At 69.8% G+C, this 26,021-nt stretch carries 21 protein-coding genes; 9 read left to right on the top strand and 12 right to left on the bottom strand.

All coding sequences use genetic code 11. The annotated features are described in order from the left end of the window. The first annotated feature begins 6 nt into the window (after positions 1-6). The 6 genes from ftsA (at position 7) to ASF57_RS16105 (ending at position 7,778) form a co-directional block, all read left to right on the top strand. A complete protein-coding gene (gene ftsA, locus ASF57_RS16130) occupies positions 7-1,329 on the top strand; it encodes a cell division protein FtsA (RefSeq protein WP_056181771.1) in 1,323 nt (440 codons plus the stop codon). 124 nt (positions 1,330-1,453) lie between these two features. Further along, positions 1,454-3,238, top strand: coding sequence for a cell division protein FtsZ (gene ftsZ / locus ASF57_RS16125; protein ID WP_056485048.1), 1,785 nt, complete (start codon positions 1,454-1,456; stop codon positions 3,236-3,238). Positions 3,239-3,565: 327 nt separating this feature from the next. Then, positions 3,566-4,513 (top strand): UDP-3-O-acyl-N-acetylglucosamine deacetylase, encoded by a 948-nt coding sequence (gene lpxC, locus ASF57_RS16120; protein WP_056485046.1) that lies wholly within the window; start codon positions 3,566-3,568, stop codon positions 4,511-4,513. Between the two features lie 220 nt (positions 4,514-4,733). Beyond that, a complete protein-coding gene (locus ASF57_RS16115; RefSeq protein WP_056181763.1) occupies positions 4,734-5,612 on the top strand; it encodes an outer membrane protein assembly factor BamD in 879 nt (292 codons plus the stop codon). A 142-nt stretch (positions 5,613-5,754) separates the two neighbouring features. Beyond that, positions 5,755-7,422, top strand: coding sequence for a DNA repair protein RecN (gene recN / locus ASF57_RS16110; RefSeq protein ID WP_056485044.1), 1,668 nt, complete (start codon positions 5,755-5,757; stop codon positions 7,420-7,422). A gap of 146 nt (positions 7,423-7,568) precedes the next feature. After that, positions 7,569-7,778 (top strand): hypothetical protein, encoded by a 210-nt coding sequence (locus ASF57_RS16105; protein WP_244477027.1) that lies wholly within the window; start codon positions 7,569-7,571, stop codon positions 7,776-7,778. Between the two features lie 6 nt (positions 7,779-7,784). On the opposite strand, the gene ASF57_RS16100 is transcribed toward ASF57_RS16105, so the two are convergent. Continuing rightward, the gene (locus ASF57_RS16100; protein ID WP_056181753.1) at positions 7,785-8,027 is read right to left on the bottom strand and encodes a hypothetical protein; all 243 of its coding nucleotides are present in this window, start codon (positions 8,025-8,027) and stop codon (positions 7,785-7,787) included. A 133-nt stretch (positions 8,028-8,160) separates the two neighbouring features. Next, the gene (locus tag ASF57_RS16095) at positions 8,161-8,682 is read right to left on the bottom strand and encodes a GcrA family cell cycle regulator (protein ID WP_056486019.1); all 522 of its coding nucleotides are present in this window, start codon (positions 8,680-8,682) and stop codon (positions 8,161-8,163) included. Between the two features lie 455 nt (positions 8,683-9,137). On the opposite strand from ASF57_RS16095, the gene ASF57_RS16090 reads away from it, so the two are divergent. Further along, on the top strand, positions 9,138-9,836 hold the full coding sequence (locus ASF57_RS16090) for an HAD family hydrolase (protein WP_244476969.1): 699 nt from the start codon (positions 9,138-9,140) through the stop codon (positions 9,834-9,836). Between the two features lie 100 nt (positions 9,837-9,936). Here ASF57_RS16090 and ASF57_RS16085 read toward each other — a convergent pair whose 3' ends face one another. From ASF57_RS16085 to ASF57_RS16065, 5 genes are all read right to left on the bottom strand, one after another. After that, the gene (locus ASF57_RS16085) at positions 9,937-10,653 is read right to left on the bottom strand and encodes a DUF4142 domain-containing protein (protein ID WP_056486016.1); all 717 of its coding nucleotides are present in this window, start codon (positions 10,651-10,653) and stop codon (positions 9,937-9,939) included. A 201-nt stretch (positions 10,654-10,854) separates the two neighbouring features. After that, positions 10,855-13,944: a DNA polymerase I gene (polA, locus tag ASF57_RS16080; RefSeq protein WP_056485040.1), complete on the bottom strand. Its 3,090-nt coding sequence runs from the start codon at positions 13,942-13,944 to the stop codon at positions 10,855-10,857. Positions 13,945-13,987: 43 nt separating this feature from the next. Further along, on the bottom strand, positions 13,988-14,347 hold the full coding sequence (locus tag ASF57_RS16075) for a HepT-like ribonuclease domain-containing protein (protein ID WP_056485038.1): 360 nt from the start codon (positions 14,345-14,347) through the stop codon (positions 13,988-13,990). Beyond that, positions 14,328-14,624 carry a nucleotidyltransferase domain-containing protein gene (locus tag ASF57_RS16070; RefSeq protein WP_056485036.1) on the bottom strand — a complete coding sequence of 99 codons (297 nt, stop codon included), beginning with the start codon at positions 14,622-14,624 and terminating at the stop codon, positions 14,328-14,330. The genes ASF57_RS16075 and ASF57_RS16070 overlap by 20 nt, the downstream gene beginning before the upstream one ends. Positions 14,625-14,666: 42 nt before the next feature. Continuing rightward, positions 14,667-15,782: a YihY/virulence factor BrkB family protein gene (locus ASF57_RS16065; protein WP_056485034.1), complete on the bottom strand. Its 1,116-nt coding sequence runs from the start codon at positions 15,780-15,782 to the stop codon at positions 14,667-14,669. Between the two features lie 371 nt (positions 15,783-16,153). Between ASF57_RS16065 and ybaL the strand changes: the two genes are divergently transcribed. Then, complete coding sequence (gene ybaL / locus ASF57_RS16060; protein WP_056485032.1) at positions 16,154-17,968, top strand: YbaL family putative K(+) efflux transporter; 1,815 nt, start codon at positions 16,154-16,156, stop codon at positions 17,966-17,968. A gap of 142 nt (positions 17,969-18,110) precedes the next feature. On the opposite strand, the gene ASF57_RS16055 is transcribed toward ybaL, so the two are convergent. From ASF57_RS16055 to ASF57_RS16045, 3 genes are all read right to left on the bottom strand, one after another. Beyond that, the gene (locus ASF57_RS16055; RefSeq protein ID WP_082504041.1) at positions 18,111-19,667 is read right to left on the bottom strand and encodes a UdgX family uracil-DNA binding protein; all 1,557 of its coding nucleotides are present in this window, start codon (positions 19,665-19,667) and stop codon (positions 18,111-18,113) included. A gap of 2 nt (positions 19,668-19,669) precedes the next feature. Then, positions 19,670-20,884: a putative DNA modification/repair radical SAM protein gene (locus ASF57_RS16050; protein ID WP_056181727.1), complete on the bottom strand. Its 1,215-nt coding sequence runs from the start codon at positions 20,882-20,884 to the stop codon at positions 19,670-19,672. Between the two features lie 84 nt (positions 20,885-20,968). After that, positions 20,969-21,568 carry a regulatory protein RecX gene (locus ASF57_RS16045; protein WP_056181724.1) on the bottom strand — a complete coding sequence of 200 codons (600 nt, stop codon included), beginning with the start codon at positions 21,566-21,568 and terminating at the stop codon, positions 20,969-20,971. An 81-nt stretch (positions 21,569-21,649) separates the two neighbouring features. Between ASF57_RS16045 and ASF57_RS16040 the strand changes: the two genes are divergently transcribed. After that, the gene (locus ASF57_RS16040) at positions 21,650-23,080 is read left to right on the top strand and encodes a TAXI family TRAP transporter solute-binding subunit (RefSeq protein ID WP_056181722.1); all 1,431 of its coding nucleotides are present in this window, start codon (positions 21,650-21,652) and stop codon (positions 23,078-23,080) included. A gap of 3 nt (positions 23,081-23,083) precedes the next feature. On the opposite strand, the gene ASF57_RS16035 is transcribed toward ASF57_RS16040, so the two are convergent. Both ASF57_RS16035 and ASF57_RS16030 read right to left on the bottom strand, forming a co-directional pair. Next, positions 23,084-24,574, bottom strand: a complete 1,491-nt coding sequence (locus ASF57_RS16035) for a carbohydrate porin (RefSeq protein ID WP_056485030.1) — start codon at positions 24,572-24,574, stop codon at positions 23,084-23,086. Positions 24,575-24,702: 128 nt separating this feature from the next. Then, complete coding sequence (locus ASF57_RS16030) at positions 24,703-26,013, bottom strand: Gfo/Idh/MocA family oxidoreductase (protein WP_056485029.1); 1,311 nt, start codon at positions 26,011-26,013, stop codon at positions 24,703-24,705. Positions 26,014-26,021 lie beyond the last annotated feature (8 nt).

Here is a 26,021-nt window from a genome sequence, read left to right as displayed (position 1 = left end):
AGCCCGATGCACGACCCGCACGGCCTCACCCCACGCCTGAAGCCTCTCTCCGCCCGGCGCAGCACCACCCTCTCGGTGCTCGACATCGGAACGAGCAAGGTCGTCTGCCTCATCGCCGAGCTTCAGCCGGCCGAGGCCCTCACCACCCTGCGCGGACGCACCCATTTCGCCCGCGTCATCGGCATCGGCCACCAGCGCTCGCAGGGGCTCAAGGGCGGCGTCATCGTCGACCTCGAGGCCGCCGAGAGCGCGATCCGCCAGGCGGTCCACGCCGCCGAGCGGATGGCCAAGGTCGAGGTGCAGTCGGTCATCGTCAACATGTCCGGCGGCCGCATCGGCTCGCAGCACTTCGAGGCCCGCGTCGGCACCCGCACCGGCACCGTCACGGGTTCCGACGTGGAGCGCGTGCTGGAGACCGCCTCCGCCCACGGCGTCAGCCCCGGCCGGGCCGTGCTCCACGCCCTGCCCACCGGCTACGCCATCGACGGCCAGGGCACGGTCATCGATCCGTCGGGCATGATGGGCGATGCCCTCGGGGTCGACCTCCACGTGGTCACCGGCGAGGCGGCGGCCGCCCGCAATCTCATGCTCGCGGTCGAGCATTGCCACCTCGGCGTCGAGGCGGTGATCGCCACCCCCTACGCCGCCGGGCTCTCGGCCCTGGTCGACGACGAGGCCGAAATGGGCGTCGCCGTGGTCGACATGGGCGGGGGCACCACCAGCGTCGGCGTGTTCTCCGGTGGCCATCTCGTCCACGTCGATGCGGTCGCGGTCGGCGGCCATCACGTCACCATGGACATCGCCCGCGGCCTCTCCACCCGGGTCGCCGCGGCCGAGCGCCTCAAGACCCTGTACGGCTCGGCCATCGCCACCGCCTCCGACGAGCGCGACATGATCGCGGTCCACGGGGTTGGCGAGGACGAGGGCGACGCCCCCACCCATGTGCCGCGCTCGCAGCTCGTGCGGATCATCCGCCCGCGCGTCGAGGAGGTGGTGGAGCTGGTGCGCGACCGCCTCCGGGCCGCCGGCTTCTCGGCCCAGGCCGGGCGCCGGGTGGTGCTGACGGGCGGCGCCAGTCAGCTCGTGGGTCTGCCCGAGGTGGCCCGCCGGGTCATGGAAGGTCAGGTCCGCATCGGCCGCCCCCTGGGCATCCGGGGCCTGCCGGAAGCCGCCAAGGGCCCCGCCTTCTCGGCGGCGGTGGGCCTGCTGGTCTACCCGCAGGTGGCGCATGCGGAGCATTTCGAGCCGCGGGGCCATGGCGCCTTCGCCGGCACGGGAACGGACGGCTACCTCTCGCGCGTCGGACGCTGGATCCGCGAGAGTTTCTGAGAACGACCGCCGTCGCGCCCCAAACCCCGGGTATCGGGGTGGGTGCGAACGGCCAGACGAGAATCGGCGCCTCCCTCAACCGAGGCGTCAAATGAAACGTGAAAGGCACGAGAGGCTCGACACCATGGCCATCAGTCTGCAGGCGCCGGATATCCGTGAACTCAAGCCCCGCATCACCGTCTTCGGTGTCGGCGGAGCCGGCGGCAACGCCGTCAACAACATGATCGAATCCGGCCTTCTCGGCTGCGAGTTCGTGGTCGCCAACACCGACGCCCAGGCGCTCACCTCCTCGAAGGCCGAGCGCGTGATCCAGATGGGTCTCGGCGTCACCCAGGGGCTCGGCGCCGGTTCGCACCCCGAGGTCGGCTCGGCGGCGGCCGATGAGGTCATCGACGAGATCCGGGACCAGCTCTCGGGCGCCCACATGTGCTTCATCACCGCCGGGATGGGCGGCGGCACCGGCACCGGTGCGGCCCCCGTCATCGCCCGCGCCGCCCGCGACATGGGCATCCTCACCGTCGGTGTCGTGACCAAGCCGTTCCAGTTCGAGGGCGTGCGCCGCATGCGCACTGCCGAGGCCGGCATCCAGGAGCTGCAGGCCGCCGTCGACACCCTGATCGTCATCCCGAACCAGAATCTGTTCCGGGTCGCCAACGAGAAGACCACCTTCGCCGACGCCTTCGCGATGGCCGACCAGGTGCTCTATTCCGGCGTCGCCTGCATCACTGACCTGATGGTCAAGGAAGGCCTGATCAACCTCGACTTCGCCGACGTTCGCGCCATCATGCGCGGCATGGGCAAGGCCATGATGGGCACCGGCGAGGCCTCGGGCGAGAACCGCGCCAATCGCGCCGCGGAAGCCGCAATCGCCAACCCGCTCCTTGACGACGTCTCGATGAAGGGCGCGCGCGGCCTGCTGATCTCGATCACCGGCGGCAACGACCTCACCCTCTACGAGCTCGACGAGGCTGCCACCCGCATCCGCGAGGAAGTGGATTCGGACGCCAACATCATCCTGGGCGCGACCTTCGACGAGAGCCTCGACGGCATCATCCGGGTCTCGGTGGTCGCCACCGGTATCGAGCCGGCGCTGATCGCCGCCAACTCCCAGAACAACCCCGACATCGTGCAGACCGAGCAGCGCATCGCCGAAGTCGCCGAGCGCCTGCGTGCGGAAGCGAGGGCGCGGGCCGCACAGCCCGCGCCGACCTTTCGCCCCGCCGGACAGGACGGTTCCGTAGCGGCTCCGTCCGCCCCGTCGGCCGCTCCGGCTCCGGTTCAGGCCATTCCGGCCCAGGCCCCGGTGCAGCAGACCCTCCGTGCGCCCGAGCCGGCGGCCCTCGCCCCCGAGCCGATGCGGGTGGAGCTGCCCCAGGCGCCGGTGATGCGTGACGAGGTGATGCTGACTCAGACACAGCCCCGCGCCGCCATGGCCTACGAGCCCGCGCCGCTGCCGGCGCCCGAGCCGGTCCTGCAGCATGCCGCCGGCCCGTTCGTGCCGCCGCGCCCGGCGGTGGCGGTCGCCCGTGCGCCGCGCATGCCGCAGATCCAGGACCTGCCGCTGCCGGCCCAGGCCCAGCTGCGGGCCCGCGAGGAGCAGCCGGCGGCCGAGCCGGCCGGCGACTCCAAGCGCATGACCCTGCTGCGCCGTCTCGCGACGGTCGGCTTCGGTGGACGCCGCGAGGAGACCGAGGCCGCGCCGGCCCCGCAGATGCGGGCGCCCGTCGCTCCGGCTCCCCAGGCGGCCGCTCCGGCCGAGTATCCCAAGCGCGCCCCCGTCCAGGCTCCGCCGGCCTACCGTCCGGCTCAGGGCAACCTCGATCCGCAGGGTCGCGTCGCGCCCCAGTCCCGGATGATGGACGACGATCAGCTCGAAATCCCGGCCTTCCTGCGCCGTCAGGCCAACTGAGACGGGGGCCGATCGACCCTCTACCCGCCGGCTGAGATATTTCAGCCACAGGCCCGGAGCCTCACGGCTCCGGGCTATGCTTGTTGTTAACCTACTGTGCCAAAATGGGTTTCGGATTCGCTGGCGGAAACCGGGACTGTAACAGAGCGTAAGAATCCGTGATTTGGCCTGCCTTTGAGGCGCGGCTATACGAATTTTGGAACGAAAAGGCGCGGCGGTTTCGGCCGTCAAGCGCCGGCAGGGGCTTCAAGCAGCGGACGGATCGACAAGGGCGAAAAGCGCATCTCAACGGGATGGGCGCGCCTGATCACGGCCGAGGGCTATGGAATGCGAACGAACCAACAGACAACTCTCAAAGCCCCCGCGACCCTGAGCGGCATCGGCGTCCACTCCGGGAACCCGGTCGAGATCACGCTGCATCCAGCGCCCGCCAATCACGGAATCGCCTTCCTCCGCACCGGAATGGCCACCGGCAACGACCGGCTCATCAAGGCCCACCACGCCTGCGTCTCTGCCACCGAGCTCTGCACCGTGATCGGTGATGTCGAGAGCGGCGCCGTCGCCACCATCGAGCACCTGATGTCGGCGCTCTACGGTCTCGGGATCGACAACGTCCTGGTCGAGATCGACGGCCCCGAGATGCCCATTCTCGACGGCAGCGCGCGTCCCTACGTCGAGGCCATCGACGCCGTCGGCATCGGGACCTGCGGCGCCCCCCGGCGCTGGATCAAGGTTCTCCGCTCCGTCCGCATCGAGGTCGGCCGCGCCTTCGCCGAACTCCGCCCCATCGACCGGGGCTTCCGCCTCGATGTCGAGATCGATTTCGAGAACCCGGTGATCGGCCGCAGCCGCAAGGCGATGGACCTGACCCCCGCCGCCTATCGCCGCGAGATCGCCGGCGCCCGGACCTTCGGCATGATGCGGGATGTGGAGCGCTACTGGAAGGCGGGCTTCGCCCTCGGCGCTTCCCTGGAGAACACCGTCGCGGTCGGGGAGACCGCCGTGGTCAACCCCGAGGGCCTGCGCTACGCCGACGAGTTCGTCCGGCACAAGTTCCTCGATGCGGTCGGCGACCTGGCTCTGGCCGGCCTGCCGATCCAGGGCGGCTACCGCTCCTATTGCGGCGGCCATCGTATGAATGTCGGCATCCTCACCGCCCTGTTCTGCGATCGCGCCAACTACGCCATCGTCGAGGCGCCCGGCGCCCGCCGCGAGACCAGCCTGACCGAATTCGGAGCCAGCCTCGGCATGGCCGCCTTCGTCGGCGATCTGTAGCGCCACCGACACATCGGTCGTTTCTGTTAAGGGTTCAGCCCGCCCGCCGCTTTCACGCCCAAATCGCGCTTCACGGTGAAGCGAGCGTGAAACGGGACGTCCGTCCGGTGTGCAGCGCACCCGGATCGTGGCATGAGGCCGTCAGCCACGCGACCGACCTTTAGTGATGGCGTGACGACGCGTGTCCAAAAACGGACCCGTCTGTTGGGGGAAGACCGGAATGCGCCTTACTCATCCCAACCGCGGTGCGATGGCGGCCGTGCTGGTGACCGTGATGGGCTTCGGGCTCGGCGGCTGCGATGCCCTCGATTCGATCAATCCCTTTGCCGAAAAGTACAAGCCCGAAGTCATCCCGGATGTTCCCGCCGACAAGCTCTACAGTGAGGGCTTGGCGCGGATGGAGGACAAGGACTACGAGGGCGCCTCGAAGAAGTTCGGTGAACTCGACAAGGCCTACAGCTACTCGGACTGGTCGCGCAAAGCGCTGCTGATGACCGCCTACTCGAATTACGAGGGCGCCAAGTACGACGACGCGATCAACGCGTCGAAGCGCTACCTTCAGCGCCATCCGGCCAGCAAGGACGCGGCCTACGCCCAGTACCTGATGGCGATGTCGCACTACAAGCAGATCCCCGACGTGACCCGCGACCAGGACCGCTCCGAGAAGGCGCTGGCAGGCCTGCAGGAGCTCGTCCAGAAGTATCCGACTTCGGAATACGCCGCCGACGCCAAGGCCAAGATCCAGATCACCCGCGACCAGCTCGCCGGCAAGGAGATGGAGGTCGGTCGCTTCTACCTGGAGCGCCGCAACTTCCCGGCCGCGATCAACCGGTTTCGCGACGTGGTCAGCAAGTACCAGACGACCCGGCACGCCGAGGAAGCCCTCGAGCGTCTGACCGAGGCCTACATGGCTCTCGGCCTGACTCAGGAGGCTCAGACCTCCGCCGCCGTGCTCGGGCATAACTTCCCCGACAGCCCCTGGTACAAGGACGCCCACGCGCTCCTGCAGAACGGGGGCCTGGAGCCGCGCGAGGAGAAGACCTCGTGGATCAGCAAGGTCTATCGCGGCGTCATCGGGCGCACCGCCGAGGCCCAGTAGGCCCGACGCCGTTCCGGCGCCCGTCCGGCGATCCGCGTGCCGCTTTGCCGCTCCCCGTGGGGGCGGCATCTTTTTGCGTGAAGCCGGCGGCACTTCGCCGTAAAGACAGCGCCAGCGTTCACAACGGGACCCCAGACGCGGCATGCTGAGCCAGCTCGCGATCCGCGACATCGTTCTCATCGACAAGCTCGTCCTGAATTTCCGCGAGGGCCTCAGCGTCCTCACCGGTGAAACGGGTGCGGGCAAGTCAATCCTGCTCGATGCCTTCGCGCTGGCCCTCGGCGGCCGCGGCGACGGCCGCCTCGTGCGTCATGGGGAAGGGCAGGGCGCCGTCACCGCGGTGTTCGACGTGCCCCTCGACCATCCGGCGCGCACGCTCGCGGCGCAGGCCGAGATCGACACCGAGGGCGACCTGATCCTGCGCCGCGTGCAGATGGCCGATGGGCGAACCCGGGCCTTCATCAACGACCAAGCGGTGGGCGTGCAGGTCCTGCGGGCCATCGGCGCCGCCCTGGTGGAGATCCACGGACAGCACGACGACCGGGCCCTGGCCGATCCCACCACCCACCGGGCCATCCTTGATGCGTTCGGGGGCCTGCAGGGGCCTCTGACCCAGGTCGGCGAGGCGGCCCGGCGGGTGAAGGTCGCCCGCAGCGCTTTGGCCGAGCACCGCGCCCGCGTCGAGGCCGCCGCCAAGGAGTCCGACTTCCTGCGTCACGCCGTGGCGGAACTGGAGACGCTGGCCCCTGAGCCGGGCGAGGAGACGACGCTGGCCGAGCGCCGCACGGTGATGCAACAGAGCGAGAAGGTCGCCCGCGAACTGAACGAGGCGATCGAAGCCTCGGGCGGCGGCATCGTCTCCCACCTGTCCTCGGCCCTGCGCAAGCTGGAACGGCGGGCGTCGCAGCTGCCGGCCCTGGTCGAGCCCTGCGTCGCCGCCCTGGATGCGGCCTTGACCGCCCTCGACGAGGCCCACACGGTTCTCGACGCGGCTTTGCGCGAGGCGGAGTTCGATCCGCGCGAGCTGGAACGGGTGGAGGAGCGCCTGTTCGCGCTCCGTGCCGCCGGGCGCAAGTACCAGGTGCCGGTGGACGACCTCGCGGCTCTGCGCGAGCGCTACGCGGCCGATGTGGCGGCGATCGACGCCGGCGCCGAGGCCCTGGGTGGACTCGAGGGCACCCTCGCGGCAGCCGAGGCGGCCTACGCCAAGGCGGCCGCCAAGCTGACCGAGGGGCGCAAGCGCGCCGCCAAGGCTCTCGACGCGGCGGTCAAGGCCGAGCTGCCCCCGCTCAAGCTGGAGCGCGCCCGCTTCATTACCGAGATCGCCACCGATCCGGACTCGCGCGATCCCTCCGGCTATGACCGCGTGGAGTTCTGGGCCCAGACCAATCCGGGCACCCGGCCGGGACCGATGATGAAGGTCGCCTCGGGTGGCGAGCTTTCGCGCTTCATGCTCGCCCTCAAGGTGGTGCTGGCCGACAAGGGCTCGGCCCCGACCCTGATCTTCGACGAGATCGACACCGGCGTCGGCGGCGCCGTGGCCGATGCCATCGGCGCCCGGCTCGGGCGCCTCGCCACGCAGGTGCAGGTGGTGGCGGTGACGCATGCGCCGCAGGTCGCCGCCCGGGCGGAAACGCATTTCCTGATCGCCAAGGACCCGGTCAAGGGCAGCGACCGGGTCGCCACGCAGGTCTCGTCCCTCGAAGCCCCGGCCCGCCGCGAGGAGATCGCCCGCATGCTCGCCGGCGCCACCGTCACCGACGAGGCCCGGGCCGCCGCAGCCCGCCTGCTTCAGGCAGCCGAAGCCTGATGGCCAACGTCTGACCGCCAACGCCTCTCGCAGCTGGGCAACCCAGAGTTAACGTTTTCTTAACCATGTTCGGTGACACTCGCTAAACCACAAGTGCGCTCCGATTCGGCGCCGGCGTTGGATCGCTCGAACGAGGGACTGAGACGTTGGACCAGAGAGTAAGCGACGGCGACATGCGGGAGGACGGTATGAACGCCTGCCAGCCCAGCCTGACCGACGACACGCGTCATCGTCTCGGGACCGCGCTCCGTTCGATCTACGAGGAGACCTGCGACACGCAGCCGATCCCCGACAGCCAGATCGACCTTCTCCTGCGCCTTCGGCACAAGGAGCGCGACCGGCGTCGCTTCGACTGAGCCCGTCTACCAGCGTCGCGCGTTCGGCAGGCGCTTATATTCGGCGGCTCGGATCAGAGTCATGACCCGGTCGAGGCTGACCAGCAGCGACTGCTCGTCGGCCGTGGCCTGATCGATCGCATCCTGACCGGGGCCGAACTGCCGCTTCAGCTGAACCAGCGCCAATTGCCGCTCCAGTTCCTCGCGCTGTCCATGCAGGTCGAGGAAAGCGGCTTCGTCGGCATCGATCGTGCTCGTCGGCTCCGTCACGGCGCGTCACCTTCTTGCGCCGATCGGGAACCGGCGACGGGGATCAACGCACGAAGTCTCGAAACCGTGCCGTCACGCGGGACTTTGCCGGCAGGGCTTTTGGCCCCTCTGCCTCGGCCCGCAAGGTGTCGGATCAGCGAAAGCCGCCGACGCGCCGGTCGCGCTTGCGCTCGGCCGCCGGCTGATAGGCGATCTGCGCGTGGGCGGTGCAATAGGGCAGGCCGGTGATCGCGCGATCGCCGCAATAGTGGAAGTCGGGCGAGGTCGGGTCGCCGATCGGCCAGCGGCACATCGACTCCCGCAGGTCCATGATAGTCACCCGACGGGTGATCGACAGGGACACCGGTGCCACCAGCGTCGGTGCGGCGGGCGCGCCTTCGAAGCGGGCAGGCGCGCCGTCCGTCTCGGCGACAACCGCGACGGGCATCTCCGCCTCCGGCTCCGTCTCACGACCGATCTTGCGCGGCGCCACGCCGGGCGTCTCCGCCGACTTGACCCGGCCCGAGAGCCCGAGCCGGTGCACCTTGCCGATCACCGCATTGCGGGTGACGCTGCCGAGCTGCGTGGCGATCTGGCTGGCGCTCAGGCCGTCTTCCCACAGGCGACGCAGCAGCTCGACCCGCTCGTCTGACCAACCCGGGACCGTTTCCATCATCGCCCCCTCCGAAATCGTCCGCATCTGCCCCAGCGACTCGCAAAACGCCCCGAACCCCGGCCGATGGCACGGGCAGAAGGGCGATTCTCGGTGATGGGCAGCGGCCCCCCGGCCGTCGATGGAGGGGACCGTACAGGAGCCTGAGACGCGGAGGCAAGTGCGACGGCGACGGAGGTTCCATGCCCGGCGCACCTGTCCACCGCCAAAGGCCAAGCCTTTCGGGGCCAACGGCAGCAAGCCTTTCGCGGCCGGCGGCGGCAAGCCCTTCGGAGCCCCCGCGGCAGCACACATCTCGCGGCGCGCGGCAGGATGGGGTACAGCCCCGGCATCCCCCCGCCCTCACGCCTGCGGCGATGGTCCCCGTCCCGATCCGCCTCGCGGCGCCTCCCGTCCCGCGCGCGTCCCTTCTGCGAGTGCCCATGACCGCCCCTCCGCCCATGACTGCCTCCCCGTCCATGACCGCCCCTCCGCCCATGACCGCCCTGCCGCCCATCGCCGTCTTCGACCTCGACGGAACCCTGGCCGAGACCGCCGGCGATCTCATCGGCACGCTCAACGTCATCCTGCGGCGCGAGGGGCTTCAGGCGCTGCCCCTGGAGCAGGCCCGCGACATGATCGGCGCCGGTGCCAAGGCGCTGATCCAGCGCGGCTTCACCACGGCGGGCGAGCCCCTCACGACCGAGCGGCTGGAAGCGTTGTTCTCGGACTTCATCGCCCATTACGGCGACCACCTGTGCGAGCAGTCGCACCTGTTCCCCGGCGTGGTCGAGGCGCTCGACGCGCTCGACGCGCGCGGCTTCCTCCTGGCCGTCTGCACCAACAAGTACGAGGGGCAGGCCATCCGGCTGCTGCAACTCCTCGGCATCGCCGACCGCTTCGCCACCATCTGCGGCCGCGAGACCTTCCCCTATTTCAAGCCCGACCCGCGCCACATCACGATGACCATCGCGCAGGCCGGCGGCGATCCCGCCCGCGCCGTGATGGTGGGCGATTCCCGTGCCGACATCGACGCGGCCAAGGCCGCCGGCATTCCGGTGGTGGCGGTTCCGTTCGGCTACACGGACCGGCCGGTCACCGAACTCGGCCCCGACCGGGTCATCGCCCATTTCGACGACCTCGGCGCGGCGGTGGCGGCCCTGGTGCCAGCCGCCTGAACCTGAGCCAAAGCCGCTGCGACGGGCTGCGTCCCCGGCGCAACGAAAAAAGGCCGCCCCATGGGGCGGCCCTTCGGCATTCAGAATGGAGACGACGCGCTCAGTTGATGCGGTCGGCCAGGTTGGCCGAGTGGGCGTGCTCGCCGGCGATGTAGGGCAGCGCTTGGTTGGCGAACTCACGACCCTGGGCGTTGTCGCCGTTGCGGGCGTAGGAGGCGTAGAGGCCGAGGGTGCGGGCGTCCGACCGAGCCTGCTGGTCCACGTAGGTGCGGTCGAAGTCGCGTCCGGCGCGGGCCGACTTCAGGCGATCGATACGACCCTGACCTTCGGTGCCGATGGCGACGCGGCGACCCGGCTCGGAGGGGCTGTTGTCGATGAGACCGACGCCGCCGAGGACGCCACCGACCACGCGCTGGGCGATGCCGGCCGAGATGGTGACGGGAGCGAGGATCACGCCGACCGGGTTGTCGAGGCGGGTCTCGAAGGGCTGGGAATCCGACACCACGGTGCCGCCAGCGGTCAGCGAGGTGCCCTCGGGCAGCAGCGCCTGAGTGGTGGCCTTGCGCTCGACGAGGACGTTGTGAGCGTACTGGCGCACGCGCGGGTTGCGAGACCGCTCGAGGGCGATGCGGCTCGACTCGATGCTGACGGCGTCCGAGCGAAGAGCTGCGGCGCGGAAGTCGGAGGTGTCGGTCACGGCCGGCTGGTTGCCGTCGAACTGCGGGGCGACGCGGAACGACAGGGGCTCCTGGGCCAGGGCCGGGGTGGCGAGGGCAGCGACCGACAGGCCGAGGGCGGCAAGGAAGGTTTTGGTCATGGCGGGTTCTCTTTCCGTGGCGCCCTTGGTGGCGCCGTTGGCGAACATCGTTTGCGGTGCGGCAACACCCGACGTCCGGAGCCGTTCCAACCCTGCGTCGCATTGGAGCATTGCGTGGGGAGGGGTGTCAGGCCGTGGCCGCCACTCCAGCCTAAGGTCCGGTCGCGCGGAACGACGTCGCCCCGCGGCGCCATCCGCGCGTCAGTGCGCCTCCTCCCAGTTCATCGCCGCCCGGGCCTCGACCACCAGCGGCACCTTGAGGGTCAGGGCCGGGGCCGGGGCCTCGACCATGATGCGGGTGATGACGGGCAGCGCCTTCTCCACCTCGTCCTCGGGGGCCTCGAACACCAGCTCGTCATGCACCTGCAGCAGCATGCGCAGGTTCAGCTTTTCGGCCTTCAGAGCATCCTCCATCCGGATCATCGCCCGGCGGATGATGTCGGCGGCCGAGCCCTGGATCGGGGCGTTGATGGCCTGACGCTCGACGCTGGCCCGCTCGTTCGGGTTGTTCGATCGGATCTGCGGATAGTGGCAGACGCGGCCGAACAGGGTGGTGACGTAGCCGAGATCGCGGCACCGGCGCTTGGTGTCGTCGATATAGGCGCGGATGCCGGGGAAGCGCTCGAAATACTGCTTGATGAAGGCGCCGGCCTCCTCGCGGCCGATGCCGAGGCGGTCGGCGAGGCCGAAGGCCGAAATGCCGTAGATGATGCCGAAGTTGATGGTCTTGGCGCGCCGCCGCAGGTCCGGCGTCATCTCCGACAGGGGCACCCCGAACATCGCGCTGGCGGTGGCCGCGTGGATGTCGATGCCGTCCGCGAATGCTTGGCGCAGCTGTGGGATATCGGCGATGTGGGCGAGCAGGCGCAGCTCGATCTGGCTGTAATCGGCCGAGATCAGGCGGTTGCCCTCCTGGGCCACGAAGGCGCGCCGGATGCGGCGCCCCTCCTCCGTGCGGATCGGGATGTTCTGCAGGTTCGGCTCCGAGGAGGAGAGCCGGCCCGTGGTGGTGGCGGCGAGCGAGAACGAGGTGTGGACCCGGTCGGTCTCGCGGTTGGCGTGGACCTGCAGCGAATCCGTGTAGGTGGATTTCAGCTTGGCGAGCTGGCGCCATTCGAGGATCTTCTTCGGAAGGTCGTGCCCGGCCTGGGCCAGCTCCTCCAGCAGGGTCGCGGGTGTGGCCCACTGTCCGGACGGCGTCTTCTTGGCACCGGGCAGTCCCATCTTGCCGAACAGGATGTCGCCGATCTGCTTCGGCGACGAGACCTGGAATGTTTCGCCCGCATCCGCCTGGATCTCCTCCTCGAGGCGCACCAGGATCTGCGAGAAATCGCCCGACAGGCGGCTCAGCATGTTGCGGTCGATGCGGATACCCTCCGCCTCCATCCGGGCGATCACCGGCACCAGCGGACGCTCCAGGGTCTCGTAGACCGCGACCCGCTTCTCGGCCACGAGGCGGGGCTTCATCATCCGCCACAGGCGCAGGGTGACGTCCGCATCCTCGGCCGCGTAGGCGGTGGCCTTGTCGAGGGGCACCCGGTCGAAGGTGACCTTGGCCCGCCCGGTGCCGGCCACGTCCGAGAAGGTGATGGGCTGGTGGCCGAGATGGCGGCGGGCGAGCTCGTCCATGCCGTGGCCGCCCTTGCCGGCATCGAGCACGTAGGAGATCAGCATGGTGTCGTCGAAGGGCGCCACCCGGATGCCGGAGCGGCCGAGCACGGCGAAGTCGTATTTCAGGTTCTGGCCGACCTTGAGCACGCCGGGATTTTCGAGCAACGGCTTCAGGCGCTCGATCACGACCTTGACGGCGATCTGGCCCGCCAGCGGCTGGAACACGTCGGTGGCCGCCTTGGCGTCGCCGAACAGGTCGCCCTCCGCACCCGTCACGGGCTCCACGTGCCGGAGCGGGATGTAGGCCGCCCGGCCCGGTGCGACGCAGAGCGATATGCCGACGAGGTTGGCGCTGTTGGCGTCGAGGGAATCCGTCTCGGTGTCGACGGCGATCACGCCGGCCTCCTCGGCCTCGGAGATCCAGGCATCGAGTTGTTCGACCGACCCGATCGTCTCGTAGGCCGCCGTGTCGAACGGCTTGACCGATTCCGCCGCCCGGGCCGCCACGAGGTTAGCGGGCGTCGGCTCGGACGACCCGCGGGGCTTCGGGGCGACGTCGGGCAGGCCGAGATCGGCGAAGGGGTCGATCTCGGCCTGCCCGGCGCCGGACGCGGTCTCGGGATCGACCGGAACGGGATCGCCGTGAGCGTCGGGGAAGAACGGTGCGTCGGGCTCGGGCTCCCGGTTCGGCAGCAGGGCCGGGTCGGGCTGCACCGCCTCCGGGTCGACATGGAGCATCTGGGCGATGCGCCGCGTCAGGGTGTTGAACTCCATCGCCTTGAGAAAGCCGACGAGCTTCTGCGGATCGGGCTTGGGCAGCCGCAGGTCGTCGAGGGGGATCGGAACCGGCACGTTCTCTTCGAGCGCCACCAGCTTTCGCGAGAGCCGGGCCTGATCGATGCTGGCCAGCAGGGTTTCGCGGCGTTTGGGCTGCTTGATCTCGGCGGCGCGCTCCAGCAGCGCGTCGAGGCTGCCGTATTCCTTGATCAGGGCGGCGGCCGTCTTCAGGCCGATACCGGGCACGCCCGGCACGTTGTCCGAGGTGTCGCCGATCAGCGCCAGGGCATCGCCGATCTGCTCCGGCTGAAGGCCTTCCCACTTGGCGATGATGGCGTCGCGGTCGAGATTGCGCTCGGGCCGGTAGCCGGCCTTGCCCTTGGAGCCGGATTCGAAATCGTAGAACCGCACGAGGGGGCCGACGAGCTGCATCAGGTCCTTGTCGGAGGACACGATGATGACGCCGGCGCCCCGCGCCTCGGCCTGACGCGAATAGGTGGCGATCAGGTCGTCGGCCTCGTAGCGGATCAGCTCGATCGGCTGCAGGCCGAAGGCCCGCACCGCGTCGCGCATCAGCGGCATCTGGCGCTTGAGGTCGTCCGGCGCATCCGGCCGGTGGCCCTTGTAGTCGGGAAACATCTCTTTGCGGAACGAGCCTTCCGACTTGTCGAACACGATGGCGAGGTGCGTCGGCATCACGCCGGCGGCCCCCTCCTGCACGAACTGGGCGATCTTGGTGCAGAACAGACGCACCGCCCCGGTCGGCAGGCCGTCCGACGGCCGGGTGTTGTACTTCTGGTCCTGGTTGATCGACTGGAAGTAGGCCCGGAAGATGAATGACGAGCCGTCGACCAGGATGATCTGATCGCCGGGGCCGACGGGAGCGGAGGCGGGAGCGGTCATCGGGCGGTACGGTCTCGCATCGGTAATGTCGGGGCGCCCGCCCTCAGGGCGTCGGCGGCCCGCGCAGTTCGGCGTGGCAGGCCGCGACGATCGGAGTCAGCAGGTCGTGGACGGTCTTCCAGACGATGTCCAGCGCCACCCGATGATAGGCGTGCCGGTATAAATTTCCCGCATCCGCGATGTCGCGCCAGGGGATGTCCGGATGGCGCGCCTTGGTCTCGGAGTCGATCCGACGGCTCGCTTCCGAGATGATCTCAAGGCAGCGAACGACGGCGTATTGTGTTTTCTGATCGGCCTCGAATGCGGCAAAGCTCATGTCGGCCGTGAAGTCGAGGGCCGCCTGGGCATTGGCGATGATGTCCTCGCAAGCGTCGAACGTGCGCTCAGAAGACAGGGATGGCATCGCGCTCGATTCTCGCCCTGACCCGGTCCTTCAAGGTCTTCCGATCGACGACGTCGACGGCCACGGGAAACAAGTCCGCGATCAGGTGACAGAGTCCGACATAGCCGTAGACGTCGAGCTTCAGGGTGTCATCGAGGTCGATCACCACATCGACGTCGCTGGTCGCATGTGCTTCGCCCCGGGCCGTCGAGCCGAACAAAGCGGCATGGGAGATCCCGCGTTCCCGCAGGGCGGGTGCGTGAGCGCGCAGAATGGCGATGGCGGCGTCGCGGTCCATGGCGGCAATCTACCGCAATACCTCGGGACGCCGAAAGACCCTTCAGGTCGCCGCCCCCACCGTATCGGCCATCTGGGCGTCGCGGGTGCCCAAAGGCTGCTCGGGTCCGCGGGTGGTGTCGGCCTCGGTCTGGTGCTCCATCTCGGCGTTGATCTCGGCGCCGACGAGCACGATCGTGGTCGAGATCCAGATCCAGGTCATGAAGCCGATCACGGCGCCCAGCGAGCCGTAGGTCTCGTTGTACTTGCCGAAATTGGCGACGTACCAGGAGAAGCCGAGCGAGGTGACCAGCCAGGCCACCGCCGCGACGGCGCTGCCCCAGGTCACCCAGCGCCAGCGCGGCGCGTCGCGGCTCGGGCCGTAGCGATAGAGCAGGGCGAGGCCGCCCAGCACGCCGGCGAGCAGCACCGGCCAGCGCAGCAGGGCGATGTACCAGGCCTCCGAGCTCAGTCCGATGATGTTGATCGCGGCCGGCACCACGACGATACCGACCAGCGCCAGGATGATGAACAGCAGCGCGCCGCCCGTGAAGGCGAGGGAGCGCAGGTTGAGCCAGATGAAGCTGCGCGTTTCGCGCTCCTCGTAGACGATGTTGAGCGCGGAGAAGACCGCCTTCATGCCGCCGTTGGCGCTCCACAGCGACAGCACGATGCCGGTGAAGAAGGTCAGCCCCAGCGTGGTGTCGCCCTTGGCGGCGATGCGCTTCACCTGCTCGCCGATGATGTCGAGGGCGCCGGAGGGAACCACCCCCTGCAGGGTCTGCAAATGCTCGTTGATGGTGACCACGTCCGCCACCAGTCCATAGCAGGACACCAGGGCCGCGATGGCGGGGAAGATCGCCAGCAGCACGTAGAACGTCACTCCGGCGGCGACCGAGACGATGTTGTTCTCCGAGACGTCGTGGAACACCCGCAGGCCGATATCCTTCCAGCCCTTGGCGGGAATGTCCGAGGGCGTCCGGGCGCCCCGGCCGCGGTCGGCCTCCCGCGCCGCCACCTGCCGTGCCTCGGGGCCGGCATGGGACGGGGAAGTTTGGCGGGACGGGTCGTTCGGGGTCGCTGGAGAAGGCCGTGCGACCGTGCCCCCCGTCCGGCGCGGCAGGGCGACCAAGCCCAGCAATGCGCTGGCGAGCGCGACGGTCCAAAGCGTCGAATGCATGTCCCTGGTTGTATTCGTGGTGGTCGATGTCTCGTCGGGTAATGTCATCGATCGTCTGTTCCGCCGGATGGAGCGTACTTGCAAGATGACGCATGAATTCGTCACGCGCGCATACCTTGCCTCGACAACGGAGCGTGGCGGCTGAGAGTTTCATCCGCCCTCACGGAATCGCGAGGCGGCGGCGCGGGGCGGGTTTATTCCCCGAAACCCGCCGCGCGCGCCGAGCGTTGTGCGTCGCGGCACCCGAGGCGCCGCGGGCTGCGGAATTTCGGGCGCATCTCGGACGTGAAGCCGGTTGGCCGCTTGCCCCGGCGGGCGGCAGGCGGCACGGCCCTTGGACCCCTGTCCCTCGACCCGGAGACTCCCGCCCCGTGCCGCACGCGACCGAGCTGATCGCCATCATCGCCCTGGGCCTCGTGCTGGCCTTCGTCTGCGGAATGGCGGCACAGCGCCTCCGGTTGCCGCCCCTGGTCGGGTATCTCCTCGCCGGCGTCCTGGTCGGCCCCTACACGCCGGGCTTCGTCGGCAACAGCCAGCTCGCCGGCCAGCTCGCCGAGATCGGCGTGATCCTGCTGATGTTCGGCGTCGGCCTGCACTTCTCGATCAAGGACCTGATGGCGGTGCGCGGCATCGCGTTGCCGGGTGCCATCGTGCAGATCGTGGCGGCGACTGCGATGGGGGGCGCCCTGGCACTGGCCTGGGGCTGGGGCCTCGGGGCCGGCCTCGTCTTCGGCCTCGCTCTCTCGGTGGCGAGCACGGTGGTGCTGCTGCGCGCGCTCGAGGAACGCCGGCTTCTCGACAGCGACAAGGGCCGCATCGCGGTCGGCTGGCTCATCGTCGAGGATCTGGCGATGGTCCTGGCCCTCGTGCTGCTGCCAGCGCTCGCCCCGTCCCTCGGGGGCGACGGCGCGGGCGCCGCGCACCATGCGGGCGACGGCAACCTGTGGCTCACCCTCGGGCTCACCCTCGCCAAGGTCGGGGTCTTCGCCGCCGTGATGCTGGTGGGCGGCCGCCGCTTCGTGCCCTGGCTCCTCGACCAGGCGGCGCGCACCGGTTCGCGCGAGCTCTTCACCCTGGCGGTGCTGGCGCTCGCCCTCGGCATCGCCTTCGGCTCGGCCGAACTCTTCGGCGTCTCGTTCGCGCTCGGCGCCTTCTTCGCCGGCATGGTGCTCGCCGAATCCGACCTCAGCCATCAGGCGGCGGCGGATTCGCTGCCGCTGCAGGACGCCTTCGCGGTGCTGTTCTTCGTCTCGGTGGGCATGCTGTTCGATCCCGGCATCCTGATCCGCGAGCCGCTCTCGGTGCTGGCCGTGCTGGGCGTCATCCTGGTCGGCAAGTCGCTGGCGGCGGTGGCGATCGTGCTGGCCTTCAAGCATCCGCTCGGCACCGCCCTCACCATCGCGGCGAGCCTGGCTCAGATCGGCGAGTTCTCGTTCATCCTCGTGAGCCTCGGCCTGTCGCTGAAGCTCCTGCCGGAGGAGGGGCGCGACCTCATTCTCGGCGGCGCCATCCTGTCGATCACCCTCAACCCGCTGTTCTTCGCGCTCACCGACTGGGTCGGGCGCAAGGTCGCGGAGCGGCCCGACCTCGCCGCCCGCTTCCAGCGCAAGGATGTCGCGACGCTGGCGGTGTCGACCGAGGGCGAGCCCCATCGCGGCCACGCGATCATCATCGGCTACGGCCGGGTCGGCAGCACCATCGGCAAGGCCCTCAAGGCCTGGGACCTGCCCTACATCGTCCTCGACCGCGACCGGCGTCGGGTGCTGGATCTGCGCCAGGAGGGGATCGAGGCGGTGTTCGGCGACGCCACCGCGCCGGGTATCCTCCAGGCCGCCGACATCGCCCAGGCCCGGCTCATCGTGGTGGCGACCCCCGAGGTGCACACGGCCCGGCGCATCGTCGAGCTGGCCCGCGAGGCCCGGCCCGACATCGACACGCTGGTGCGGACCCACAACGACGGCGAGCGCCGCCACTTCGAGGAGCAGGGCGTCGGTCTCGTCTTGATGGCCGAGCGCGAACTGGCCTTCGGCATGACCCTCTACGCCCTGCGCAGCCTCGGCCTGAAGGAGGGCGAGGCCCGCATCTTCGTCGACAGCACGCGCGTCGAGAGCCGTTCGGCGCCGGTGGAGACCGCCATCGATCAGGTCACGCCGGAACTGCGCCCGCACAAGGAGGAGGGAGCCTGACAGGGCGTCCGTTCGCTCGACACGGGCGGCCTGTCGGCGAGCCCGTGCAGCGCGTAAGCGGGATCGAACTCCGCCATCGCGACGGTGATGCCTCTCCGGGTGATGCCTCTCCGAAGGACTCGATGAGAGTTCGGACGAGGCCTCAGGCCGCCAGCGATTGCCCGAGATCGTGGACCCGGCGCAGGTCGTCGACGAAGGCGGCGTAGGCCTCGGCCTTCGCGGCGTCCGGCAGGCGCAGCAGATAGGACGGGTGCACCGTGATGAAGCCCTGGAACGGCTTGGCGAAGTCGGCGGGGCCGCGCGCCCGGGTGATCGGGATCGCCTTGCCGGTCAGGGCCAGCACGGCGGTGGCGCCGAGTGCCACCACGAGCTTGGGCGCCACGAAGTCGAGTTCCCGCTCCAGCCACCAGCGATAATGGCTGACCTCGCCGGCGGTGGGCTTCTGGTGAATGCGGCGCTGGCCGCGCTCCTCGAACTTGAAGTGCTTGACCGCATTGGTGAGGTAGGCCGCGCCGCGCACGATTCCCGCCTCGCCCATCGCGCGGGCCAGCAACTGCCCCGCCGGCCCCACGAAGGGCCGTCCCTGGCGGTCCTCCTGGTCGCCGGGCTGCTCGCCCACGAAGGCGATGGTGGCGCCGACCGGGCCTTCGCCGAGAACGGCTTGGGTCGCGCCCGGCACCAGCGGCTCCGAGCGCCGGATGATGGCGTTGAGCGCCTCCAGCGAATCCGGGGCCTGATCGGCCATGGCCGCCACGGCGCGGGCAGGATTGCGCTTGACCGGCATTTGCGGCTCCCTCTCGATCATGGCGCCCGTGCGGGCCGCCGCCTGCCGGACGAGGCCCGGGATCGCGGCGGTCTCCGGCATGTTGCGCCAATACTTCTTCGGCATCTCCGCCCGCATCGCCGCGAGGTTGGTGCGGGCGGGATTGAAGGTGCTCTCGTAGTAATCGCGCCAACCCGCCTCGAAGCCGTCCGCCTCCGGTGCGTCCTCGCGTCGCCCCGGCGGACCGAAGGCGAGGCTGGTGCCGTCCCAGCGGGCCGAGCCCTCCGGCGTCAGGATGGTCCAGTTCAGGGAGCGGAAGCGCTCGACGAAGAACGGGGCCGCCGCGCCCAGGATGTGATGGTCGGGCTCGAACCACGCCACGAAGCGCTCCGGACCGTCACCCTCGACCCGGCGGAAGCGCAGGAAGGCGTGCATCTTGTGCAGGTCGCGGGCGATGGCCTTGCCCATCCGCTCGAGCCGATGGACCAGGGGATCGCTCGACACCTCCAGGAGCCGGCGCTCCCCGTGCAGGATGCGCCAGATCAGCCCGTAGAGCAGGGCATAGCGCTCCGGGTCGCGGTGCGGCACCACCCTGCCGACCATCGCGCCGACTCCGCGCGGCAGGCTCAAGGGGGGCTCGTCGGCCAGGGCCGGACCCTGCGCCCCGAACAGCCCAGGCGTCTCTCCGATGGACCACAACACCCGCTCCGGCGGAACGCCCCGACCCGCGAGACGGCGGGCTGCGGCGCGGAAGCCGTCGAGATCGGCGCCCGGTCGCAGATCAACGGCGTCGAGGGACGAGGTCCCGAACCCGCCGCCCTCCGCAGGCGAGTCGCCCGGGCCCTCTTCTTTCGGGAGAGGGGCACCGTGCTGCCCGCGTGCTGTCTGGGTATGGCCGTCCTCCACCGTCGGATCGGAGGGCGCTCGCGTCTTCATCCTCAGAACAGGCTCAGCTGCTTCGGAGGGTCGGCCAACCGTGCCCGAAGATCGAGCCGGTCGGTGAGCCCGCCCGCCGGGTGATAGTCGGCGGCGATGAGAAAGGGCCTTGCCCGCTTGAGGGCCGAGGTCAGGCGGGCGACGTCGTCGAGACGCAGGCGCGTATGGCGCCGGGCGCGGATGATCTTGTCGACGGCGCGCGCCCCGAGACCCGGCACCCGCAGCAGCATCTCGCGGTCGGCGGCGTTCACGTCGACGGGAAAGCGCGCCCGGTGCTTCAGAGCCCAGGCCAGCTTCGGGTCGATGTCGAGGGAGAGCATGCCGTTCTCGGTGGCGTCGGCCACGTCGTCGGGCGTGAAGGCGTAGTACCGCAGCAGCCAGTCGCCCTGGTACAGACGGTGTTCGCGCTGGAGCGGGGGCGCGGCCAGCGGCAGGATGGTGGAGCCGTCGGGAATCGGACTGAAGGCCGAGTAATAGACCCGCTTGAGGTTGTACGAGCCATAGAGCAGCGCGCTCTTGCGGATCAGCGCCTCGTCGGTGGTGGCGTCGGCCCCGACGATGACCTGCGTCGACTGTCCGGCCGGTGAGAACCGGCGCTTCTCGGATTTCGCCTCGGCGATGCGCTCGCCGATCTGCGCGATGGCGTTCTGGATGACGGCGCCGTCCTTCTCGGGGGCCAAGCGCTCCAGGCTCGCCTCGGTGGGCAGTTCGACGTTGATCGACAGCCGGTCGGCATAGAGGCCCGCCTCCTCGATCAGCCAGGGGCTCGCCTCCGGGATCGACTTCAGGTGGATGTAGCCGCGAAAACCGTGGTCGCGCCGCAGGGATTTGGCCACCCGCGTCAGCAGTTCCATGGTGTGGTCGGGCGACTTGATGATGCCCGACGAAAGGAACAGGCCCTCGATGTAGTTGCGCTTGTAGAACTCCACCGTGAGGGTCACGACCTCCTCGACGGTGAATTTCGCCCGCTGCACGTTGGAGGAGCGCCGGTTGACGCAGTAGGCGCAGTCGAACAGGCAGTAATTCGTCAGCAGGATCTTCAGAAGCGAGATGCAGCGCCCGTCCGGCGTATAGGCGTGGCAGATGCCGGCGCCGGTGGTCGAGCCGAGCTCACCCTTGCCGGCCGTGCGCTTGGGCGCCCCGGACGACGAGCACGAGGCGTCGTACTTGGCGGCATCGGCGAGGATGCGCAGCTTCTTCGCGAGGAGTTCGTCCATCGACACGAAATGCGCCTCGTTCGCCTTTCGTTCAAGTTTTCGCGCGCGAATTCCCGCCTCGTCCGCTGGCGCGATGTCGCAGCCTCAGACGTCCGCCTCGCCGCCATCCTCGGCCTCGATCACCCGCCGTCCCAGGGCGTAGCCGAAGCCGGCCCGCGCCATCGCGGCGAGGTCCCGGTCGCGATGGGCCTCGCGGGTCCCGGGCCGCCGCCAGGGGCCGAGCCGGCGGCGCTTGGCATAGGCCTGCGCGGCCGCCTCCTCGAGGTCGACGCCCTCGTCCGCCGTCTCGCGCTCGTGCTCCATCGCGCTCGCCACCTGCTCGCGCGACACGCCCTTGGCGGCGAGCTTGGCCGACAGGGCGCGGGCGGAGGCGCCGCGCCGGCGCAGGGCCGCGAGGCGGCCGGCAGTGAAGCGGGCATCGTCGACCAGGCCGGCGCTGACGGCGCGGGCGACCGTGGCCTCGATCGCCTCGGCGAAGGCGCCCGCCTCCTCGCCGCGCAGGCGGCAGCGCTTGTCGACGCGCCGCTTCAGGGTCTGCCGCAGCATCGCCACGGAGGCGCTGTAGCGTTCGAGATAATGCAGGGCGGCCCGCTCGAGATAGGCGGGCGTGACGGGGGGCGGCGGCTTCGCCTCGGTCGATCCATCCGGGGCGGACCGGCGGGGCGCAACGTTTCGCGGTGTCATCGGTTCTTCACGATCCGGACGGGTTGCGGAAGTGGGCTCGGCAGATATGGTGATCACGCTGGATAAAGGCTCGATCCTGCCATGCCGGCAATCGTCGTGAGACGCGAGTGGCTCCTCGTTCTCCTGGCCCTGGGCTTCGCCCTGGTGGCGGGCATGCTGGTCTATCTCTCGCGTCCGACCACCCTCACGGTGGCGGTCGGCCCCCGTGACGGCGCCGAGGCGACGCTGCTCCAGACCTACGCCCAGGCGCTGGCCCGCGGCCGCGAGGATGTCCGCCTCAAACTCGATTTCTACGACGACGTCCGCGACAGCGCCGAGGCGCTTCAGCGCAACAAGGCCGATCTCGCCGTGGTGCGTCCGGACGTGCTCCTGCCCGAGAACGGGCTGACCCTGGCGATCCTGCACGACGAGGCCCTGCTGATCGCCGCGCCGGAAGCGGCCGGCCTCGAAAACTTCCCGGATCTCGCGCGCAAGCGCCTCGGCGTGGTCGAGCGCCACGCCGCCGACCTGCCGTTCCTGACCAATCTCCTCGCCTTCTACGATTTCGTCTCTCAGCCGGCGGCCGAGACGGTCCCCGAGGGGAGCGTCGGGCCGGCCCGCGTGGCGCTGGTCCCGCTCACGCCCCAGGAGGTGACGAGCGCCATCGCCGAGGGCCGCGTCGATGCGGTGGCGGTCATCGCCGCCCCGGCCTCGAAGGCGGCGATCACGACGGTGCGGGCGGTGGAGGCGGCCTCGGTCGACAAGAAGATCAACTTCGTCTCGGTCCCCGACGGCGAGGCGATCATCCAGCGGATGCCGGAATTGCAGTCGGTGACGATTCCCGCCGGGACCTTCGGGGGACGCCCCAAGCGCCCCGACGAGGACGTGAAGACCGTGGGCGCCTCCTACCGCCTGATGGCGCGGGGCGGCGTCAGCCGCTTCACCGTGGCGTCGGTGACCCAGCACCTGTTCGAGTGGCGCTCGAAGCTGGCGCCGCGGGCGCCGATCGCCAACCTGATGAAGGCGCCCGATTTCGACTCGACGGTGGCGGCCACCAGCGCCCGCCTGCCGAACCACCCCGGCGCGGTGGATTACTTCGAGCGCGAGCAGCAGACGGTCTTCGAGCGCTACGAGGATTACATCTACCTGCTCGCCTTCTTCGGCGGCACCGTCGGCTCGGGCGTGGCCTGGCTCGCCCAGCGCCTCGCCCGCAAGCGCCGGGAGCGCATCGACGTCGTCCTCGACCGGCTGCTCGACATCCTGCGCGAGGTCCGGGCCTCGACCTGCAAGGCCGATCTCGACGGACTGGTGCGCGAGACCGACGACCTCGTGGCCGACGTCGTACAGCATGCCCGTGAGCGCAACATCGACAACCGCACGGTGAGCGCCCTCATCCTCGCCATCGACGCGGTCCATGCGGCGATCAACGACGAGCGTCGCACCCTCGGGGATGCCGGCCCCGAGACCGGCCGCGCCGTGGACCATGCCCGCACGGCCCGGCTCCTGTCCCTGCACACGCCGGCGGCCGAATAGGCTTCAGTACCGGATCGTCCCCCGCAGCCCGAACACCGCCGCGTTGCGGATGCGGGCGCCGTTGGCGTCGCGCGGATTCGGGAGGCCGCCGCCGGGGCGGAAGACGTACTGGAAATCCGGCTGCAGGGTGACGCCGGGGCCGAGCACGGCCTGGTAGGTCGCCTCCAGCACCGCCTCGCTGCTTCGGCGCGTCCTGGCGACCCCGGTCGCCAGGACGGTGTCGGTGTCGAGGCCCCGGGCCTGGGGCGAGATCCGCGACAGGCCGAAGGCGAGGCCGACCGTGTCGTCCGAGCGGCCGGGGAGCAGCCCCTTATAGGCGATGCCGATATCGGCGTAGACATCCACGAGGCTGCGATCGGCCTGGGAGCCCGAGACGCGCACGAACACGCTGGCGCCGTCGTTCGGATCGTCGGGCTCGCGATAGACGGTCTGGTCGATCAGGCCGTAGAGGCCGGCCTGGCCCCGGAAGCGCCGGGCGATCCCGGAGCTGGCCGGATCGGCGAGCGACACGCCGTCCCCGTCGAAGCGCAGGTGGTCGAAGCGGCCGAAATGGTACCAGCCGCCCAGCGTCACCGTCCCGGCCTCTCCGGCACTGCCGGGCGCGATGTTGTAGGCGTAGGAGGCCTCCGCGATCACCAGGGCGGGATCGGTGGTGCGGAAGTTGGTGCCGGTGCGGTTGCGCCTTTGCGGGTCGGGATCACGGGTTCCGCGCGCCGGCCCGGCCGGATCGCCGTCGAACACCCCGACCTGGAACGACAGATTGGCATTGGGCACGTATTTGGCCCGCACGCCCGGCACCGCGAGGGGGTAGATCGGCCCGCCGCTCGGGATCACCACCGCCATGTTGTTAGGCCAGCCGAAAGTGGAATTCACGAACACCGTGCCGGTCTGGGTCACGGCGAACTCGGTGTCGGCGGCGATCTGCCCGATCTTCAGGCCGAATTGGTCTCCGAAGACCTTCTGCTCGAACCACAATTCGTAGACCCGCGAGGACGGCAGCGCTTCGATGCCGCTCACCGTGATGAGGTTGCCGATCGCGCTGCGCGAGAGGCCGGCACCGTGGATCTGGAACAGGTTGGTGTGGAGCGCACCCCCCTGCCAGCCGATCAGGGGTCCGAGATCGACGTCGATCTCGAGATCGAGCAGGCCTTCGGTGATGCCGCGCCGGCGCAGGCCGCCCGAGACGTTGCCGAGGCTCTCGGCGATGTAGGTCAGACTGTAGGTGACGCCGCGATCCTTGAGGTAGGCCCGGAATCCGAACGGGTCGGCATAGGGACCGAGCTGGTCGGCGATCGAGGTATCGAGGTTGGCCGAGGGGCGCGACGAGGTGACCGACTGGGCGACCGAAGTCTGCGGATCGCCGCCGGCGCCCCGGGGCGAGCCGATGGCGCGGCCTTCGAGCGCCAGGCGCACGGCCGTCTCGGCCGGCGTCTCGGCCCGCGCGAGCCCCGCCAGGAGGCAGAGCAGGAGAATCCCTCCGGCGAAGGCCGTCATCGGCCGTTGCCGGAGGAAAGGGAGGTGATGGGGGGCCAAGCGTTTCGTGATCCCGGGGCGCTGGGGTGCCGCCGCGATCTGAGCCTATTCGTTTCAAATGACGGACTGGCAACCGTCTGGCGGCCGGATCAGCCCGCGTCGTCGAGTTCCGGCCCGCGTGTGACATCGAGACCGCCCGACGCGCCGGCCGGCGGGCCGACGGTGACCGGCCGTCCCGTGCGCGCCGCCTCGTAGATCGCCTCCATCAGAACATGGTCCTGAAGGCCCTCCTCACCGGGGGTCCGGGGGCGCCGGTCCTCCTGGATGCAGCGGGCCATGTGGTCGATTTCGAGGGCGAACTGGTTCTTCTGGGGCAGGATGCGGGTGTCCTGCGATTCCACCGCTCCGTCCGGCCGTGCCACCACGAGGCGCTGGCCCCGATACGCGAAGGCGTTCTGGAGATCGATGTCGGCCCGTTCGGTGTGGAGCTGGAGCCGACGCGACTCGTGCACGCCGTAGCTCGTCATGCACTGGGCGATGAGGCCGGACGGGAAGCGCAGGGTGAAGGAGACGGATTCCTCGACCTCGGCGAATTTCGCGTCGCCCGGAGGCGAGTGGACCTGCGCGTCGATCGAGACCGGCTCCTCGCCGGTCAGCGCCCGCACGCCGTTGAGGCAGTACAGCCCGATATCCGGCAGGGCGCCCCCGCCCGCCAACGCCTTCTTGAGGCGCCATTGCTGCGGCAGACCGGTGGTCTGGCCGTTGAAGGCCTGGATCAGGCGCGGCTTGCCGAATTCGCCCGAGCGGGCGAGCCGCACCACCTCGCGGTTATAGGGCTCGTACTGGCAGCGATAGGCGATCATCAGCTTGACCTTGGCCGCCGCGCAGGCCGCGATCATGTCGCGCGCCTCGGCCGAGGAATTCGCCATCGGCTTCTCGCACAGCACGTGCTTGCCGGCCTTGGCGGCGGCCAGCACATCGCCCCGATGGATGGCGTTCGGCGTCACCACGTAGACGGCCTGGATCGCCGGATCCTTCGCCAGCCGGTCCCACTCGTCGTAGCCGTAGACCGCCTCCGGCGCGATCCCGTATTGCTCGGCGACGAGCTTGGCCTTGGCCGGCGTGCCCGACATCAGCGCCACCACGCGTGCGCGCTTGGTCTCGCCGAAGGCCGGCAGGATCTCCTCCAGGCTGAGCCGGCCGAGGCCCACGATGGCGAAGCCCACCCGCTTGCCCGGTGGCATCGGAGCCGGCGGCGGCGGAGGCGCCCGGTCTCCCGGGCCGCGCCAGTTCGGGAACAGCACCTTGCCGCCCTGAACCGCGCCGGTATCGGCCGGAACCGAGGGACCGGGCGGTCCGGATTGCGCGGCCGCGCTCGTCGCCCCGAGGGCGAGGCCGGTCAGCGTGGCGCTGCCGGCCCGAAGGACGTTGCGGCGGGAGAGCGGGAGGTCATCCGTCATGAAACTCG

Origin of the sequence: Methylobacterium sp. Leaf117 (assembly GCF_001422985.1) — a bacterium.
In the GTDB taxonomy this organism is placed as follows: Bacteria; Pseudomonadota; Alphaproteobacteria; order Rhizobiales; family Beijerinckiaceae; genus Methylobacterium.
The sequence above is the reverse complement of the archived record's forward strand: the minus strand, read 5'-3'. Positions and strand labels throughout refer to the sequence as shown.

What these genes read in the sequence shown, in the direction of transcription:
- ASF57_RS16115 (WP_056181763.1), top strand. Translation starts at nt 4,734, where the DNA reads ATGCGCCTTACTCATCCCAACCGCGGTGCGATGGCGGCCGTGCTGGTG.
- ASF57_RS16095 (WP_056486019.1), bottom strand. Translation starts at nt 8,682, where the DNA reads ATGATGGAAACGGTCCCGGGTTGGTCAGACGAGCGGGTCGAGCTGCTG.
- ASF57_RS16055 (WP_082504041.1), bottom strand. Translation starts at nt 19,667, where the DNA reads ATGAAGACGCGAGCGCCCTCCGATCCGACGGTGGAGGACGGCCATACC.
- ftsZ (WP_056485048.1), top strand. Translation starts at nt 1,454, where the DNA reads ATGGCCATCAGTCTGCAGGCGCCGGATATCCGTGAACTCAAGCCCCGC.
- ASF57_RS16075 (WP_056485038.1), bottom strand. Translation starts at nt 14,347, where the DNA reads ATGCCATCCCTGTCTTCTGAGCGCACGTTCGACGCTTGCGAGGACATC.
- ASF57_RS16070 (WP_056485036.1), bottom strand. Translation starts at nt 14,624, where the DNA reads ATGGACCGCGACGCCGCCATCGCCATTCTGCGCGCTCACGCACCCGCC.
- ASF57_RS16090 (WP_244476969.1), top strand. Translation starts at nt 9,138, where the DNA reads ATGACCGCCCCTCCGCCCATGACCGCCCTGCCGCCCATCGCCGTCTTC.
- ASF57_RS16050 (WP_056181727.1), bottom strand. Translation starts at nt 20,884, where the DNA reads ATGGACGAACTCCTCGCGAAGAAGCTGCGCATCCTCGCCGATGCCGCC.
- recN (WP_056485044.1), top strand. Translation starts at nt 5,755, where the DNA reads ATGCTGAGCCAGCTCGCGATCCGCGACATCGTTCTCATCGACAAGCTC.
- ASF57_RS16040 (WP_056181722.1), top strand. Translation starts at nt 21,650, where the DNA reads ATGCCGGCAATCGTCGTGAGACGCGAGTGGCTCCTCGTTCTCCTGGCC.
- ftsA (WP_056181771.1), top strand. Translation starts at nt 7, where the DNA reads ATGCACGACCCGCACGGCCTCACCCCACGCCTGAAGCCTCTCTCCGCC.
- ASF57_RS16035 (WP_056485030.1), bottom strand. Translation starts at nt 24,574, where the DNA reads ATGACGGCCTTCGCCGGAGGGATTCTCCTGCTCTGCCTCCTGGCGGGG.
- ASF57_RS16065 (WP_056485034.1), bottom strand. Translation starts at nt 15,782, where the DNA reads ATGCATTCGACGCTTTGGACCGTCGCGCTCGCCAGCGCATTGCTGGGC.
- ASF57_RS16030 (WP_056485029.1), bottom strand. Translation starts at nt 26,013, where the DNA reads ATGACGGATGACCTCCCGCTCTCCCGCCGCAACGTCCTTCGGGCCGGC.
- lpxC (WP_056485046.1), top strand. Translation starts at nt 3,566, where the DNA reads ATGCGAACGAACCAACAGACAACTCTCAAAGCCCCCGCGACCCTGAGC.
- polA (WP_056485040.1), bottom strand. Translation starts at nt 13,944, where the DNA reads ATGACCGCTCCCGCCTCCGCTCCCGTCGGCCCCGGCGATCAGATCATC.
- ASF57_RS16085 (WP_056486016.1), bottom strand. Translation starts at nt 10,653, where the DNA reads ATGACCAAAACCTTCCTTGCCGCCCTCGGCCTGTCGGTCGCTGCCCTC.
- ASF57_RS16045 (WP_056181724.1), bottom strand. Translation starts at nt 21,568, where the DNA reads ATGACACCGCGAAACGTTGCGCCCCGCCGGTCCGCCCCGGATGGATCG.